We start from the raw sequence: 16,794 nt of genomic DNA on the forward strand, positions 1-16,794 counted from the left end.
GTTGCTTGACTATTCGGGGTGACGGGGTCCGTGTCCGGCGGGTGGGTCGGCTAGCGGCTTCCAGCCCCTCCCGCCATTGGCGATGGCATCGGCCATGCGCTCATAGGCTGTCAGGACCAGGCGCTTGGTGCGGTACTCGCCTAAGTCCCGTTCCTCGTGCTTGCGGACAACGAAGAAAGAGTCGAGTACGTGATCGGCTTCGGCACGATCAATGCCGTAGATATGGAGGAAGCCGGCGTCGAGGTCGGCGCGGAGCAGAGCGCGGCGCTCGGGTTCCCATACGAAAGGTGGCCCCTCGTCGCCGAGGTCCATGGCGTAGGACATCATTCGCGTGGAGGTGTACGACAATTCGACGACGTACGGCCTGAGCCATTTTGCGAGGTCCTCAAGGTTGTGCCAGGGCGTAGGCCTTGCGAACTGTTCGGGAACGGGACAGGCAAGTTGCCTGACGATGAAGTACGACATCGAAGCACTGCTTAGCTTCTGGCGGGACACGTAGTCGAAAGCCATGCTGGACCACGTCGCATGAAGGAAAAGAGCTAATGCGGGGTCGTCCGGCGTGGCTAGTAAGAACTTGTGGCCCACCGCTGACGCCGGCAACACGGACGGCATAAAGGTCCGCTCGTCGGATGACCGTGCAATATCGCGCCAGCCCAGCAGCCACTTCCGGTCCCAGCGTTCGGCCAGCCGTGCGTCGAACTCCTTGCGGTCCACCCAATATCTAGCCAGTGGTTCCAGCTCGGGATCGCGGTGCTGGTCGTCGGTCAACCGCGGCAAAGTACCCTTGTTCAATTGAGCCTGGGTTGCGTTTTTATACGTAGCGAATCGGTGATCGAAATGGCTGAGCATCTTTGCTTCGTACAGCGGCACATACTCCTTGTTTCTGAGGGTAAATGACCAGCCGTTGAAGCGGCCGTCTGTGAGATCCTCAGCAGTTTTGAACAGGCCGGAGTCGTTGGACATATCGAATAACCGCTCGAACGATAGCCCCCAAGGATTGCCGTCGAGCTTGTCGTCACGGATAAGCACTGGGTGGCGGGCGTAGATACCTAGCGTGATGTCAGCGTCTTTGCGGCTTCGGAACATAGGGAGGGTGCCGGTATTTGGGTTCAGAGCGAGGACTTCCTCGGAAGTCAACTCGAACCGCTTCTCTGCGATATCCGAGATGCGACGGGCCAGAAAAGCAAATTTCGCGCGTCGCGAAGTGCGGTTGAATCCGGTCATTGTCGTCACAGCAAAGCGAACTCGATTTGTGATGGCAGGAAAGATTTTTGGAGCTTCGTTCTCGAAGTCATAGAACGCATACAGTCGCTGATTACTAAGTGTGTCGGCGAAGAACGGTGAGGTCGTCTTGTCGGTAGCGAGGCCAGTGGGGGTGATGATGCCTGCGGCGCCATCTGGATTGATGACGGTCCGCATGGTCTCGGCGAACACGCTGTAGGTGTTCACATCGCCTTGGCCGGTGAACGGGTAGCGGCCGGACTTCAGCAGCAGGTGCGCGGTACCGTCCGACTGACGCAGCGCCTCGAGGTAGGTCTGATGGAAATCCGGGTCGGTGTCGACGAGTTTGTCGATCATCTTCTTTCGGATGGCGGCGGTGGCTGCACCTTCTATGTCGGATCGCCCGGCGTTGCCGAAGAACTCTTTGTCCTGGATCTTCACCCGCTCCCAAGGAGGGTTACCGACGACGCAGGAGAACCCGCCCGTCCAACCGGTGCCTGCATCGGCGCTTCCGTCGTCGGGCACGGTGAAGATGCCGGGAAACTCCAAGTGCCAGTGGAAGAATCGATACTGTCGAGCGAGCACGTTGATCTGTGCGATCAGAGTGTCGGGTACCGATTCGGGCGTCTCGGAGAGCGTACGGATGGTCGCGTGGGTGATGCCCTGCCCGGATGTAGTGGCCCCGGTCTTGGGTTGCACGAAGGCCGCGCACCACGCATCGGCGACGAGTTTGGCAGCCACCAGATCTGGGTCGGTTTCCAGCCGGCGCCAGGCGTCCGCGCGGGCTCGGAGGGCTGCTACCGAGGCCACGGTACCGGTGTCGGCTTCGCGGGCTGCTTTGGTGAATTGGCTGGTTTCGACGTTCAGGGTCTCGGCGCCGAAACTGAGCGTCAGTTGGTTGTCGTCAGCCTGGCGTTCTTTCTTGTTGCGAGCCTTGAGCTTGGACGTCCACTCTTTGTCGTCCTCACCCAACGGAACGAATGCTGTATCGGGGATGTTGTGCCGCAACAATTCCGGTGTCGTTCCTAGCAGGGCGTTGCCGACGCGGAAGTGCGCATCGAGGAACGGGAATGGTCGGTCGGCGTCGAAGGCTTCCAACCACAGTGCGACCTTGGTGATCTCGATCGCCAAGTCGTTGAGGTCCACTCCATAGACGCACCGCTCGATGACATCGGCGGTAGCCGACCGCAGCGCGGCAGGGGTGGGTTCGGTTTCCCCGGTGCGCACGGTTGCCAGCGCGGAGGCGATCCGTCGAGCCGCTGCGACAACAAAATGCCCACTGCCGCAGGCCGGATCGACCACAGTAAGCGCGAGGAGCGCCTGTTCCGGCTCTGCCTCTCGGATAGCCTCATCGATCAGTGGATCAAGCGCCTCGTCGAGGACAAGCGCGATCAGATCAGATGGGGTGTAGTAGGAGCCAGACTTCTTTCTGTCGTTGCCGGTTGTCACATCGAGTGTGAAGGCCCGTTCATCGGTATGGTAGCGGGGCGTATAGGCCAGCAGGCCCTCGTACATGCCGCCGAGTTCTTCGCTGTCGAGGTTACGGTAGTCGACAGGGCGCGGCAGGCCGGTGACAGGGTCGTCGATCTGTGCCAGCGCCCGTACCGCGGCGAGCAGCGCGCGATTGGGCAGCTTGGCGCCCTCGAGAATGCTCAGTGCCTCCCGCGAGAACAGGCTGGCCCCAAGGCCACTCAACCCGAGATCGGGCAGGCCGTCACCGGCGATCGCGTCGGTGACGATCTGGTGCGCCTCCCATAAATCGGTGTGCCATCCGCCAATCGGCTCCGCCGCCAGTCGGCGTAAGCGTGCCGTTGAGAAGTACTCCGCATACAGGGTGCGAGCACTTTCGGGGATATCAGAGCGGTGCAGCAGATCGCGGTCCTCGACCACGAACAGCACGATTAGCCGATAGGCGATGCGTAGCAGTGCACGCTGCAGATCGCGGTCGGCGTCGGCGGCCCCGGCCAGGGTCTCGCGTAGTGCGGCGTTGGCAGGGTGTGCGACGAAGCCGGTGCCGAGTTCCTGCAGCGCGGCGGCGATGCCATGCTGCAGATTCAGCAGAGCGCGCGCGCCGTCGTCGATGGCGGTGGTGCGCCAGCGTTCTAACCAGCAGTTGTCCAGTTTGGGTCCGGCCTGCTCGACCCCGGCATCCTCACCGGAATCCTCGCTTTCGGTAACGGCTTTGGCCGCTTTGTCGTCCAGGCGTGGCGCGAAGCGGCTGGCGTGGACGGTGAGGAACAGGATGCGAAAATCCGCGTAGAGCTGGTCGGTGAAGATTGCATCGAGGTCGAACTCGACGAAGGACTGCCGGGTGAGGCTCGAGGCATCACGCAGCAGCCGCAGCAGCTTGCCGTTCGACACAATGGCCCACAGGGCACGGTCTTCCCGGTTGAGGTAGTCCTGAACCATGGCTTGCGGCGCCCGTGCAGTCACCCCTGCGGTCTTGGTGTCCAGGTCGATTCCGGCGCCGACGAGGTGCAGCGGCGCCCACGCCGTGGCATTCGACGCCTCAGGCCAGGCGACCCGATGCGAAATGGGGAAGTGCGGTGCCTCCGTCTCGCCAAGCCCAGGAGGTACCGCCAACCCACTGCTGACGAGATCGGGTCGGCCCCAACCGAGTTCGTACAGCAGCGGCAGCAGCCATTTGTCCCGGGTGAGTTTCGTGGCGGCATCACCGTCGGGTAGCCGATCCAGCGCTGCGAGCCAGGCGCGGTGCGCGGCGAGCATGGCCTCCCAAGCGCGGGCGATGGCGCCATTGACCGCCATGCCCGGAGACAACTCGTAGGCCTCGGCGGTTTGGCCGGGCATCCGCAATTCGTTCGCCCGCGGGATGGCCTCGGCGGGCAGTGCGGTGCCGACGGTGCGAACGGCCTTGAAGAGGTTTAGCGCGGTCATCGGGCACCCGCTTCGGGCAGGAACACGTAGACGCCGAGGACGTCGGCGGGCGGCAGGAATTTCACCGCGGGTGTGCGGCCGCCAGCTTTGGATGCGCTTCGTACCGCCTGATGCTCGGATACGAGGTCTTTCGCCGCATGTTCACCGGTCTCGGTGAGGTGCTTGCCGAGCGCGGGTAGACGGCCGAGCGCGCGGCCCAGTTGCATTCGGGCTAAAGCATCGTCGACGTTGCCCGAGGGCTTCACTGTCAGCAGCGCGTCGACGTCGGCCTGCGGCAACCACTGCAGGTCGTCACCCGTCGCAGTGAAGGCGACGAATTTCGCTTCCTCGGCGACCTGAGTGACGGTCGTGGCCGAGCCGGGGATACGGATCTCCAGCCGGTGCCGCACCATGAGCAACGTCGTCACCTTGCTCACTCCGTGAGTGCGCATGACGCCGGCTCGGCGGGCCGGCCGGGCCGCGGAGTCGAGCCGGGAATCGAGTGCGGCGTCGAGGACGTACCGTGACAGCGCGTCGACCGTGGCGTCGGTGCGGGTGAGCACGCTATGCCCCATCGGAACCGGGAGCGAGCGGTGGAAGTGCAGCCGCCCGCCCTTGGTTGGTGGGAGCTGGTCGCGCACCGCGGCGGGAAGTGTGTCCACGATCGCGGTGAATCCATCGTCGTTGTCACTAATCGAAGCGCCCATCAGGGATAGTGCTGCCCGGGTGAAGGTTTCGACATCGGCAGGGCCGCCGAGGGCGCGGCGGACTTCGGTGAGCGCGTGTTCGACGGTGTCGGGTTTGAGGCCGGCCTGCCGGAACCTGGAACGCGACGCCTTCTCCCGTTCGGCAGCGTTGGTCCATTCGACGTCGACCTGTTCGGCCAGCGACTTGGAGGTGGCGTCGGCGAAGTCGAAGGTGAGCTGCTCGGCATCCTTGCCCCGGAGCAGCAGTGACTCCCAGATGGCTTTCATCACGGTGGTGGAATCGACGGGGATCGGCACCGAGACGCCGATGCTGCGTTTGATGTTCTCGTGGCGTCGGATGAGGACCTGCAGCACGATGCCGTCGATGCCGTTGTCCTCGCCGTAGTAGGTCACGGTGCGCACGGTCGGGGCTTGCTGCCCGAACCGGTCGACGCGTCCTTCGCGTTGCTCGTGCCGGGTGGGGTTCCAGGCGAGGTCGTAGTGGACGACCGCGGTGAAGCCGTCTTGCAGGTTGATGCCCTCGGAGAGACAGTCGGTTGCAATGAGCAGACGGGGGCCGTCGTGGGCACTGAGGGTGTTCACGCGGGTTTCGCGTTCCTCCGGCGGGAGAGTTCCGGTTACCGCGTCGATCCTGAGGTCTTTGACCTTCGACAGAGCCGAACCTAGGTGCTCGGCGAGATAGTCGGCGGTAGGGATATAGCGGCAAAACACGATGGGGTGATAGCCCTGCTCGATGAGCTCCTTAAGGAGCGGGATGAGACGCTTCAGCTTGGCGTCCGAGCGAGGACCTTTCAAAGCCGCCGCTGCTGCGGCCAATTCGCGCAGCCGCTTTCGTGATTTGGTGTCGGGCTCATCGGAGCTGCCGGTGTCTGCGCCGACGGCGACGTCCTGGGCTTCCAATGTGTCGTCCAAATCGGTGTCGAGCACGCGAGGTTCGGCATAGGCGTCGACGTCTGCTTCATCTTCGTCAGTGGTGTCGGCCACTGCTGAACGATTGAGAAGCGTTTGTTCCGCCGCAGCTGGGCTGGAGGCCAGGCAGCGAAGCAATGCTATTGCCGACCACCACCGGACGCGCTGCCGCACCGCGGTGAGCTTCGGGTCAGTGACTTGCTCTCGCACGTACTCCATGACGTTGTCGAAAAGCTGTCGGTATCCGGGGGTGAGTTTGTATGCCGTCTCGGTGGTTTCGCGATCGGGGAAAGGAGTGTCCTCGTCGAGGTATTCGCGGATGTCCGCGCGTTGGCGCTGGACCATGAACTTCGCGAGCAGTTTGCGGTCCTCTTCGCGGTCACGCCCCGACAGGTCGGCTGGCAGGTCGCCCAGGCGGTTGTCGAGCAGACCGATCAGTGACTGCCACGCGGTGTCGTCGCCGCTGTGCGGGGTGGCGGTCAGCAGTAGGAGGTGGCGGCTGGGATCGTCGGCAAGCTTGCGTAGCAGTGCATACCTCAGATGAGCTTGCGACGACTTGCCCACGCCCGCGGGCGCCACACAAGTGTGCGCCTCGTCGACGATCACCAATTCGGGGCAGTGCAAGGCGAACTCGTCGCGGCGCGACTTCTGCTTGATGAAATCGGTGGAGATCACCAGATATCGATGATGCTGGTAGACGTTGGAGCCGAACGGAACACTCCGCATCAGACGGTTGACGGTGGACGGCAGGAGCAGCTGCGCGTCGATTCCGAACTTGTGCCGCAGCTCGCTTTGCCATTGTGGCGCGAGCTGGGGCGAACACAAGACGGCCAGGCGCTGAGCCTCGCCGGTTGCGAGTAGCTCCGCGGCGATCAGGCCGGCTTCGACCGTCTTTCCGACGCCGACGCCGTCGGCGATCAGCAGCCGGGTGACTTCCTGGTTGGCTGCCATCATCAGCGGAACAAGTTGGTAGTTGCGCGGTGTGACGGCTAGCCGTGCGAATGAGCGGAATGGGCCGCCGCTGGCACGGAACGACAGCCTTAGAGCGTCACGCAGCAAGCGGGCTCGACTTGCGTCACCACGGTCGTCGACGGTCGGGGGTTCGAAGGTGGCTGCCGAGAAGTTGTCGATCTCGGGTAGGAGCACCGTGGTCTCGTGCTCGTGGCCACCCAGCGGGCGGACGAGGAGCGTGCCGTCAGGGGAGCCAGGTAGCACCAGCCAGTCTCGGCCGCGGGCGTTGACTAAGCTGCCTGCGGGATAGTCGATGGTTGTCATGCGTGGCTCTTCGCTTCGCCGAAGATGCCGCTGTGTTCGGAGATCGTGGTGAGCCAGTCGGCGTCATTGTGGTTGAAGCGCAGCACCATCCAGCCCGCCTCGTCCTCGAGCTTCATGCGCGCCTGCTCGTCCTTCTGCTGCTGATGTGCGTTGTCATGGACCGGGCCGTCGATAAAGATCGCGACGTCCATGCCGTCGGTGTGATAGGCGAAATCTGGCCGAACGTAGTAGCCGTCAACGATCCGTTGAGCATCATCAGGCAGCCGGTAGCCATGCTGTTCAAGCAGAGTGAGGAACTGTTTCTCCAGTTCGCTATCGCACGCCTTGATGAGCCGTTCGAGTTGCGCGACTCGATCTTCACCGCCGGCACCTACCGCTACCGTCGATGTGGCGAGTCGCTGAAGCAGGTCGAGGACGTTGTGGCGGTCCAGATGTTGATGATCCCATTGGTTGCTGTAGGACAGCAGGCAGTCGTAGCAGGCCTGTGCGCAGTCTTCAGTCGCGTGCGGGGCATGCTTGAGGTCATTACCGGTATCCGGGTCGAAGTGCAGAATCTCCAACGCTTTTCGGGCGACCTGGCGGAGTTGGCCGTCTTCGGTGGCTAGCCGGCGTAGCACGCCGGCGCCACCCTCAGCGGCTTCGAAGAACAGCAGCCGCGACCATGCGTGGTCACCCGTGTTACTCGGGAGTGCCTCCACCGCCAGCTCGGAGTTCTCGAGTTGATACACGGCCTCGATTCCACGCTTGAGGGCGTACATCGCCGCCATCCGCTGCTCTTTTGCTATGGAAGGGTCCAAGTGCAGAAGCAGTGCGTTGCGATGGTCCTCGACATGGGGGATCACTCGCTGATACCGGGGGGCCTCGCCGTGCACATTCTTCGCAAGGTCAGCCTCCTTGCACCAGCGGCCTTCCACCGTGTCCAGCACATAACCGCGGACGTCCTTGTCCTTGCGGCGGCGCAGGCCGACGTTCATCCGCCGGATCAGCGCCGTGTCGCCGTAAGTCATGGTGCCGAGTTCGGCGCCGTCCACCGTAATGGTGCTGGTGAGTTGTCCAGCTCGAACTCCATGTGGCACAAAGCGAATAGTGGTGACAATCTCGTGTCCGGCGCGCTGGCGTTCCTCTTCGTCGGCGCTGATCCGGTCGCGACGGCGGGTCTTTACCGACAACAGCCGCATCAGATTGCCCATTGTGGCTTCCGGGGCGAACGGTGCGCCGCAGTGCTGGCAGAGATCAGGATCTGTCGACTCATGTAGGTACCCGCATGCGCTGCATCGTTTGATCTCAGTGATGTGGACACCCGTGCCGTCATCGCGAGCGGGCAGGCTCACACGGTTGACTTCGTAGCGTGCGCCTTCGTGATAAATGAAGGCGCCTGGCCCGAACTCGCTAATCGCCATAAATCGGGGTCGCTGGATGAAGTCACCCTCACCGCCGCTGCGGGTGCGTCGTTCGGCGGGTATGAACGCCGACAGGGGCAACCGCGGAAATGAGTATCCTGGCAGGAAGCCTTCGGATGCGAAGTAGCGGTAGGTGTAGAAGTCACCCTGAAGGATGTCGTCGACTTGCCCCTTGAGGAGGTCAAGGGCCGCACGTGCCTCCGAAATGCGGCCACGGGCACGTTGTTTCGAACTCTCGGATGCACCGATGGTCTTCAACGTCGTATTGGCCTGGTCCAACTCCGTTTGGGCTTCGTTGTATAGCCCGCGCCACCGGTCTGCAGCACGGTTGAATCGTGCGGGTGCTTGCTCGACGGTGTCTGCGATCCACGTGTCCGTCCACCACGGCGCCGAGGTGACCTCAGTAGTCGCTGTGAGCACGTCTGTGACCGCGGCGATGGCAGCGCTTCGACTCGACGGAGAGTTGATTGTGGCGAGCACCTCGGCTCGCAGCGGTTGGCCAGGCTGGTCGATTTCCAACAGGTCGACCATGCTGGCCTTGAGATCCAGCCCGCATTTGACTAGCCAGATCGAGTGGGCGTGTGCGCGTACCAGATCCTGGTTGCCCAACTCCAGCCGTGGCGGTGCAACCGCTCCCGCCACCATGTCCTGACTGCGGCGGAAGTAGTAGGCGTCGTGCGCATTTCCGGTGGCGCAGTAAGTCAGGGCAATGGCGGGTTGACCTGACCGGCCGGCCCGCCCTGACCGCTGCGCGTAGTTGGCCGGTGTGGGCGGAACATTGCGCATGCCAACGACATTGAGGCTCTTGATATCGACGCCGAGTTCCATGGTGGGGGAGCAGTACAGCACCGGCAACCGCGCGTCGCTGAACTCTTCCTCCCGTTTCTGCCGTTTGGACGGTTCGACCTGAGCAGTGTGCTCGCGCGCCTCCAGGCCGACGAGCGCTTTGGCGGTCTCGGCGTAGAGCGCACGGAAATACGGGTTAACTCTGCCTTTGGTTTGATTACTACGGATAGGGTCTGGCGCTCGATGCTCACCGCTGCCGGGATGCCAAGCGATGAGGTCGGCGCGAAGCTGGTAGCCGGTGGGACGTTTGGGAACCGGAATCCGTACGAGGATCCCCGCGTTCGCCATAACGGTCATCAAATTCTCAATGAGCGCGTCGGCATCCTTGGTCTTGAGCGTGTGCTCGAAGCCGGGGAAGCGATTCGCGCGTCGCAGCCAGCGCCCGTATGCGCCAAGCCCTGATAGATAGAGATCGGCGCCGATCCCGGCCGTCCCTTTGGGTCGGCCACCTGGATACGCGAGGCCGCTGTAGGTTGCTTGTTCGGTCTGGGAAATCGCCCACGGGTCTTTGAGCCATTCCCTGCTAGCCCTCCCGATAGCATCGAACTTATCCTCTGTAAGGAAGTCAGTGTCGATGCACAGGTTTCGGCGCAGTTCGTCGAGTAGAACGTGCATTACCTCGCGCCGGATCTCGGCGCTGGCGCTGGCGAGCGGTTCTCCAAAGTCTGCCCATTTGCGGTCGTCGGCCGCCAGCTCGTCGACGCCTTCGTAGGCCAGGCGCAGCTGGCCGGTCTGCTCCAGGTTGGGCATCGTGATACGCCAGCCCCGCTTCAGGTCCGCCCACAGCCGGTAGGTGACGACATCGCGCAGCGCGCTCGCGATCTTCTTGCGTGGGATGTGCTCGTCGGCCGTGTCCTCATCGCGGGCGAAAAACTTCAGGCCGTTACCGCTGAGCGCTTTGACCACTTCGGGGCCGAGGTTCTCGTCGGTCAGTGGTTCCCCGGGGTTGCGCTCCTGGTAATCGTAAGCAGCGCGGTACAACGCCGAGCGGATCAAACCCACCAACACGAAGTCATTGAAGTGACCAGCCTGGAGGCTGGCATCCTGCCGGTTATCGCTGAACGCCAGGAACTTTCGTGCCTCACTATCGAGGTTCGACTCCCCGCGGAGCGTTCTGACGATCGACTGGGATAGCACTGTCACAGCGCTCGCGCGTCCCTCGGTGCCGAGGCTGGCGACTCGGGAGAATTGGGACTGGCGGGCACTTTCGTAGGTGGTCTTGCACGACGGGCAGAACTCAAGCCGATCGAAGAACGCCACCGGCATACCGTCATCGGTGATCGTCCCGAATTCATCAACACGAAGTGAATTTGGCAGCTTCGGGATTCGGGCCTTGTCCAGCACCTGACCGCCCCCGCCTGCCACCACCCAATCCTCGGGGACGAGATCGAGCACCGCAGGATCCTGTGTATCCGGCCAGGGCTGCTCGGTCAGAAACAACAGGCCGTCAGCTTCGGGGTGTTCGACGAGATCGGAGTTCGGAATGCGAGGGCTGAAGCTCTCTCCGCCCCGCTCCAAGTTCACGACGAGAAACTCTTGGCCGCACTCGCGGCAGAACGCTAACGGAAATAGCGGCTGCCCCGGTAGCCGGTTCGGCGCGCTGCGTTGGTACTGGGTGGTCAGGTATCTCTTTGCGGGCGGCTCGAGAGTGGTGTAGACAGTGTCGCCCTTGCCGATGAACTGATGCAGCTTGAATGCGAACAGTGAACGGCCCTGCGGGTCGCGGGCCCTCGACCCAGCGAGCAGCAGTTCCTGGAGCTTCTCCCGGCAGACTGTCTCGTCGACACCTGTCTCCTGGTGAAGTGTCGCCGCCGCGTCTCGAAGCGTCGAGGGTGATCGCCTCGCGAGCTTGCCCTCATCGTCTTTTTGTAGGCCGAAGTGGTGCTCAATCCACACGGCAAGCGGATCGGCCCGAAGTTCTGCCCACTCCGTCGGCGACTGTGCTGCCAGGCGCACTCGTAGTGCGGCCGCGTCCGCCTCGCCTGTTGTGGCGCGTCGCAGCGTTTCCCCGATAATGTTCGCTGCAGGAATCTCGACGCCGAAGATTTTCGTCGCCAACTCGGCGACTTGTTGACGTTGCTCGGCCTTGGTACCCGGACCGGCCAACGTTGCGCTGGTTCCGATGCATTGCACTGCGTTGGAGCTGACCGCGCCGCGTAGGCGGCGGACGAGCATTGCGACATCAGCGCCCTGACGGCCGCGGTAGGTGTGCAGTTCATCTAGTACGAGGAACGACAGGTTCGCCGCGCTGTTGATGAGCTTCTCCCGCTCTTTGGGGCGGGTCAGCATCAACTCCAACATGACGTAATTGGTCAGCAGGATGTCCGGGGGCGAGGCTAGGGTCTGCTCGCGTTCTTCCTTGTTCTCCTGCCCCGTATATCGAGCGAAGCTGACCTTGGGGTTCGTCTTGCCGAGGAACTTCTCCAACTCGTTGCGCTGGCTGTTTGCCAGGGCATTCATCGGATAGACGATGATGGCTCGCACACCCTGGCCTGTGCCCTCGCGCAGTACTCGGTCGACGATTGGCACGATGTAGGACATCGACTTACCCGAGCCGGTACCTGTGGTGAGCACGTAGGACTCGCGGCGGTTGGCAATCTCAAAGGCGTCCGCTTGGTGGCGATGGAATGAGATGTCGGTACCGTCTGGGCCGCGGAAGATGTCGGCAGCCTTCGGGTCGAGGACCCCGCGCTGTGCAAGGTCGCGTGCCGTACCGCCGGATTCGAACGCAGGGTTGAGGGCCAGCCAGGGTTCAGGCCACAGAAGACCGGCGGCGATCTCGGCCTCGACCTTGCCACGAATCTGGTCGTCCTTGATCTCCAGGAAGCCCTTGACGAAGTTCTCGTAGTCGTCCAGGACCTCCTTGAGGACCCCAAACGCGTCCATGACTTCCTCCCCCGAGTCTGCGCACGATAAAACTACTTAGCGGACCATACTTGTGACGCCCGACAAACGACGGCACTTCGAAGTGCAGAGCTTGGCTTGCCTGCTAGCCCGGAACGGGCGCCCCACCGCATCGGCTCGTCTCGCATGTGCGGCGGCGCAGAGGTAACCAGGCTACGCGGTCACCAGCGTCGGCTAAGGAAGCGCGGCAGGAAAAATTTCGAGTATCGCCCGCAAGAACTGCCGTGCCATCATTTCATCAAGTTCAATTATCTGGCTCGGCTTGGGCTCTAATTTGCGTGAATCTGAGCCCATCGTGGCGAACCGAAGAAGGGTCTCACCGTCGCGTGTTCTAACTGATGTATATAAGCAATCGACCTCGGTAGCAGGAGGCCGCGCTGGTTTTTTGTCATGGGCAAGTGAGCGGATGCGTGCCATGGTTCGAGGTTAAAGCGTGATCAAGCGACGGTTTTCGCTATTGGCGCATATCTCAGGCCGACTGTTTTTGGCTCTCGGACCCGCGCGCGGCTTCTAGCCCGACGACTACAGAGATTTAGGGGCTATCGGTGAGGTCCACGGACAACTTGTACAGCAACCACTTGGTCGGCACCTCGTACTTCTCGGACAGAAGTTGAATGCTCTCTTTCAGCGACTCATCAGGCTGCCCGGTGACAATCAGGAGCTGAGCTCCCGGCCTGTGCTCTTTCTTTGCCTGTTGGTTGAGCGCGGTCATGTATTTCTTCGCCTGCGCGACTATCCGTTCATCGGCTTCTCTGGCCTTCAACTCGAAGCCGATTAATTCGCCGGATTTCCTGCTCTCCGCAAGCAGGTCGATTATGCAATTGCCGGCGATGCGAACTTCGGGGCCCCGCAGTTTCAGAGCGTTCTTCCTGGCGTAGGACAGCGCCGCGAAGTTGGCAGTAAGGAATCGCGACATCTGCTTCTCATCCTCGAAGAGAAAGCGAGAAGGTTGAATGCCCTCGATTGGGTGGTTGCGGTCAAACAGGTAGATCCGCGTTGTGCGGCTAATCGTGGGATCAGAGAGGTCCGGAAATGTGCTTAGACCTGCGGCCTGGAGCTTCGCTCCCAGCTCCTCAAGAAACTTCAGCGAGATCCGTTGGTAACCAGCGTCGCGCGCGAGGGTCGAGAGCAAGCTGTCGGGCGTGTGGGTTAAGGACCGCGGCGCACCATGATTTGCGTCGACGCGTCGACGACAGGTAGCAACCAGACGCTCAAGTCGCTCGCCTTTCGTGAGCCGGTGCGCCATCATTCCTCCTCCGGGCAGTGCGGCGGGGACTCAGCGCATTCTCCACTAGTACCGTGCGAGCTGTACCGGCCACCCGCGAAAATCTTGCGGTGGGCCTGCCGTTTCCGGATTTGCTGAGTGCGACCGCGCTGATGCGGATCGCCGCCGCCAAATTTATCTAGTCATGACGCGTTGGCTGATTACCGCAGTTGCGGACCATCTGGCATGACCGAACAACTGGGTTCGGGCGGGCCGCCCCTGCCGTTAGGCCCCGACTACGCTGACATCGCCAACACCACGAAAGGCGAACACCTCATGCGACTGTTCATCACAGGCGTCGATGTCGACGGAAGATCCTGCGTTGTTAGCAAGGGCGAGGTCGAAATCAATGCCGTCGCACCCGGTTTCGGATTGGCCATCCCCTACAACACGAGCCAAACTCCGCCGCCCGCTCGCCCGCAGGGTAACGCCGACCTGATCGACCAATACCTTGAACCGGGACACGTGCGTTGGATGGTCGTCGATCAAGGCGCTAACACCGAGACGCCCAAGCATCACACCGACACCCTCGACCTCGAAATAGTCCTCAGCGGAAGCGTTGACCTCGTCCTCGATGACGGTGCCCATCGCGTCGAGGCCGGCGATATGGTCGTCATGAACGGCGTCGATCACGCGTGGAAAGCCGGCCCCGACGGCTACCGTATGGCTGCTGTCCTGATCGGCACCCCGCCGCCCGCGTCGAGCTAAGTGCGAAGACGGATGACCGTCGGCTTGCCCTCGGTAGCTAACGTAGATGCGATACACGGGAGTTGAGTCGAAGCCATGACAGCAGCTGAGCAAGGATCCGATTCGCTGCTCTCCGCGTTGGCGAAGGCGCGGGTCCCTACAGAAAATCATGAGTTCATCGTCAAGATGACTTCCGCTGCGGGGATTGACAGATATCAAGCAATGTCCCTCGACTCCAGCAAGCCGTATGTCCTCGCGACACGTCGCAACGGGATGCCCGCTCTGCACATCTATTACGGCTACACAAATGGGTTCACCTCAGAAGAGGAAATAGTCGAGATTCTTGGAAGCGAAGTCACTCGCGAACCTAGTTCACGATCGGGCACCTGGTACGTCGCCCACCCAGTCAACGAAATTCGCCCACGTCGTGAGCGGTCCCGTGACGTCAGTCGTGAAAACTCCCAGTTCTGCAAGTGCGGTATCCAACTATCCTTAACCGGAGCCTGCGACTACTGCGATTAGCTGCTGCGTCTTGACTGCATTCCCGCGACGGCCCCACGTCAATGTCTCTTCGAATCGTATGAAGACGCGTATGGAACCCTGGACACGGCCGACGCGCACACGAAAGAATCGATCCATGCGCAAGTGGCTCACGTCAGCAATAGCGCTCCTGTCAGCCGCCGGAATCACCCCAATAGCCCACGCCGACAACCCCACCCCGTCACTGCCGCAGTTCGTCCCGCACCCATCCGACTGGCAGCCCAACGCCAGCGTCTACCCCTACAACCTCTGGCAGACCCGCGTCACCCCCGAGCAAGTCACCGCCATGCGTGACTCCTGCCAGTGGTTCAACGCCCAATACGACACCCTGATGGGCCAAACCCTCGGCTTCCAACACTTCCTCGGCAACGCGCACGACGACTGGACAGCCCCCGGCGTCCAACCAGCCGCAGACACCATCGAAGCCAACCTCGATCAGTCCGCGGCCTTTCTCGACGCCCGCGCCCACACCCTGTTCGTCGTGAATTACCCCGACCAGAGCGAGTATTCGCCTGTCTACAACGGGGATTCGATGTACCACCTCTGGTATCAGCTCACCCAGATCAGCGCCAACATGAAGCAGCAGCTGCCGTCCGGTCAACTCAACGCGCACATCGCCACCGCCAACGTCTACGGCACCACCATCCGTGACTCTCAGGTGTGCGCCGGGGCCTGACCGCTCTCCTAACATCGCTCCTTAGCGCAACCGCCGAGCTTCGGCAGCTAACCTCGACCAATGATGATCGGCGTCGCGGCAGCGCTCCTGGCCTGCTTCGGCTACGGGGTCTCGTCGGTGCTGCAGGCCTACGGGGCACGACGATCGGCGGCCGCCGCCCGCGATCGCGGCGCCACCGGCCACGTCACCGCGACCGGCGGTCCGACGCTCCTGTCGACCATGCACGCCGCGCTGACCGTCGCCTTCATCGTCGGCATCGTCCTCGATGTCATCGGCTTCGCCGGAAGCGCGGTCTCGGCGCGCCTGATTCCACTCTTCCTGTCCCAGACCATCATCAGCGCCAATCTCGTCGTCACCGCTGTGCTCGGTATCGCCGTGCTCGGCATCGGCCTGCATACCCGCGACTGGATCGCCATCACCGCGGTGATCGCCTCGCTGTTCGTCCTCGGCCTCGGCTCTGGTGAGCGCGGCCCGGTGAACCACGACCGGCCCATCCATTGGATCGTCCTCGCAGTGTCGGTGCTCATCGTGCTCGGCGGCATTGCCCTCACCCGCATCCTCGGCTCCCGCAGCGCAGTCATGGCCGGGCTGATCGCGGGTGTGCTGTTCGGCATGCTCGCCGTTGGCGTCCGCGTGCTCGATGGTCTCGAACCACTTCAGCCGTGGATCCTCCTCGCGGACCCCGCGGCGTGGACCGTCGCTTTTGCCGGCATCGGCGGCTTCTACCTCCATACCGTGGCACTGCAACTCGGCTCGGTGAACGGGGCCACCGCAGCCCTCGTCGTCGGCGAGACTGTCGTCCCCGGCGTCATCGGTGTCGTGTTCCTCGGCGACAGCTCCAGGCCCGGGATGGGCTGGGTTGTCGCACTCGGGTTCGTCGGCGCCGTTGGCGGCGCTGTGGCGGTCGCGGTCTTTGGTGCCGTCGGTCACCAGGCAGCGCAGAGGGCCGAGCCACCGAGCCTGAAGTCCTAACCAGTGAACCGAATCGCCGCCAGCTTGTTCACCGCGACAGCCTCGGTGAATTCCTCCAACGTCGGCACCCGGCCATCGCGGAACTGCAGCCCCATCATCCGCTGGGCCCGCTTCGGCCCGTACGCCACCGCACACCGATGGAACAGCGACGCCGTCTCCGCGGGATCCTCGACCAGCTCGCCCCGCATCGTCCGCTCACGCCCGTCGTACAAGACCGACGCGGCAGCCCCACCGCGGAAGTTCAGCTTCCACACCGACTCCACCAGCGCATACAGCTCACCGTCGATGAGATGTGCGGAAACCGGCACCACGAACTGCCGTCCGGTCTTGCGGCCCTTGAACGTCAGCACCATGAACTGCTTGCGCAAGCCGCCTGCCAGCGGGGTGCGCAACAGGTATCGCATCAGCGGGTTGATCGCCCGCATGATCGCGTCCGGTGGGGGCGCCGGCGTCGCCGCTGTCTTATCCACCCGCCCACAGTACGACCGCAGGCCGCATAACCGCAGCTCAATAGGCACA

General features: G+C 62.6%; 10 protein-coding genes. 4 read left to right on the plus strand and 6 right to left on the minus strand.

The features are described 5' to 3' along the window. Positions 1 to 9: 9 nt before the first annotated feature. The 5 genes from MSZK_RS16165 to MSZK_RS16185 form a co-directional block, all read right to left on the minus strand. Entirely contained in the window at positions 10 to 4,116 is a 4,107-nt protein-coding gene (locus MSZK_RS16165) for an Eco57I restriction-modification methylase domain-containing protein (RefSeq protein WP_099249498.1), read from the minus strand. Continuing rightward, positions 4,113 to 6,986, minus strand: coding sequence for a helicase-related protein (locus MSZK_RS16170; RefSeq protein WP_099249500.1), 2,874 nt, complete (start codon positions 6,984 to 6,986; stop codon positions 4,113 to 4,115). The genes MSZK_RS16165 and MSZK_RS16170 overlap by 4 nt, the downstream gene beginning before the upstream one ends. After that, the gene (locus MSZK_RS16175; RefSeq protein ID WP_099249502.1) at positions 6,983 to 12,118 is read right to left on the minus strand and encodes a DEAD/DEAH box helicase; all 5,136 of its coding nucleotides are present in this window, start codon (positions 12,116 to 12,118) and stop codon (positions 6,983 to 6,985) included. Before MSZK_RS16175 ends, MSZK_RS16170 begins: the two co-directional genes overlap by 4 nt. A 192-nt stretch (positions 12,119 to 12,310) precedes the next feature. Then, a complete protein-coding gene (locus MSZK_RS16180; protein ID WP_099249504.1) occupies positions 12,311 to 12,553 on the minus strand; it encodes a hypothetical protein in 243 nt (80 codons plus the stop codon). Positions 12,554 to 12,668: 115 nt separating this feature from the next. Next, positions 12,669 to 13,382 (minus strand): hypothetical protein, encoded by a 714-nt coding sequence (locus MSZK_RS16185; protein WP_142389942.1) that lies wholly within the window; start codon positions 13,380 to 13,382, stop codon positions 12,669 to 12,671. 204 nt (positions 13,383 to 13,586) lie between these two features. Here MSZK_RS16185 and MSZK_RS16190 point away from each other — a divergent pair, with 204 nt between their 5' ends. From MSZK_RS16190 to MSZK_RS16205, 4 genes are all read left to right on the plus strand, one after another. Continuing rightward, positions 13,587 to 14,108: a cupin domain-containing protein gene (locus MSZK_RS16190; protein ID WP_233211347.1), complete on the plus strand. Its 522-nt coding sequence runs from the start codon at positions 13,587 to 13,589 to the stop codon at positions 14,106 to 14,108. Positions 14,109 to 14,183: 75 nt separating this feature from the next. Continuing rightward, positions 14,184 to 14,609, plus strand: coding sequence for a hypothetical protein (locus tag MSZK_RS16195; protein ID WP_099249508.1), 426 nt, complete (start codon positions 14,184 to 14,186; stop codon positions 14,607 to 14,609). Between the two features lie 115 nt (positions 14,610 to 14,724). Beyond that, positions 14,725 to 15,303, plus strand: coding sequence for a hypothetical protein (locus tag MSZK_RS16200; protein WP_099249510.1), 579 nt, complete (start codon positions 14,725 to 14,727; stop codon positions 15,301 to 15,303). Positions 15,304 to 15,363: 60 nt separating this feature from the next. Next, the gene (locus MSZK_RS16205; protein WP_099249512.1) at positions 15,364 to 16,275 is read left to right on the plus strand and encodes a hypothetical protein; all 912 of its coding nucleotides are present in this window, start codon (positions 15,364 to 15,366) and stop codon (positions 16,273 to 16,275) included. Here the strand turns inward: MSZK_RS16205 and MSZK_RS16210 are convergent. After that, positions 16,272 to 16,700, minus strand: coding sequence for a hypothetical protein (locus MSZK_RS16210; protein ID WP_099249514.1), 429 nt, complete (start codon positions 16,698 to 16,700; stop codon positions 16,272 to 16,274). The genes MSZK_RS16205 and MSZK_RS16210 overlap by 4 nt on opposite strands. Between the last annotated feature and the right edge of the window lie 94 nt (positions 16,701 to 16,794).

Source organism: Mycobacterium sp. shizuoka-1 (assembly GCF_002723835.1).
Taxonomy (GTDB): Bacteria; Actinomycetota; Actinomycetes; order Mycobacteriales; family Mycobacteriaceae; genus Mycobacterium.

Excerpts from the sequence above, each read along its gene's own strand:
- MSZK_RS16165 (WP_099249498.1), bottom strand. The coding sequence starts at position 4,116 with ATGACCGCGCTAAACCTCTTCAAGGCCGTTCGCACCGTCGGCACCGCA.
- MSZK_RS16170 (WP_099249500.1), bottom strand. The coding sequence starts at position 6,986 with ATGACAACCATCGACTATCCCGCAGGCAGCTTAGTCAACGCCCGCGGC.
- MSZK_RS16175 (WP_099249502.1), bottom strand. The coding sequence starts at position 12,118 with ATGGACGCGTTTGGGGTCCTCAAGGAGGTCCTGGACGACTACGAGAAC.
- MSZK_RS16180 (WP_099249504.1), bottom strand. The coding sequence starts at position 12,553 with ATGGCACGCATCCGCTCACTTGCCCATGACAAAAAACCAGCGCGGCCT.
- MSZK_RS16185 (WP_142389942.1), bottom strand. The coding sequence starts at position 13,382 with ATGGCGCACCGGCTCACGAAAGGCGAGCGACTTGAGCGTCTGGTTGCT.
- MSZK_RS16190 (WP_233211347.1), top strand. The coding sequence starts at position 13,587 with ATGACCGAACAACTGGGTTCGGGCGGGCCGCCCCTGCCGTTAGGCCCC.
- MSZK_RS16195 (WP_099249508.1), top strand. The coding sequence starts at position 14,184 with ATGACAGCAGCTGAGCAAGGATCCGATTCGCTGCTCTCCGCGTTGGCG.
- MSZK_RS16200 (WP_099249510.1), top strand. The coding sequence starts at position 14,725 with ATGCGCAAGTGGCTCACGTCAGCAATAGCGCTCCTGTCAGCCGCCGGA.
- MSZK_RS16205 (WP_099249512.1), top strand. The coding sequence starts at position 15,364 with ATGATGATCGGCGTCGCGGCAGCGCTCCTGGCCTGCTTCGGCTACGGG.
- MSZK_RS16210 (WP_099249514.1), bottom strand. The coding sequence starts at position 16,700 with ATGCGGGCGATCAACCCGCTGATGCGATACCTGTTGCGCACCCCGCTG.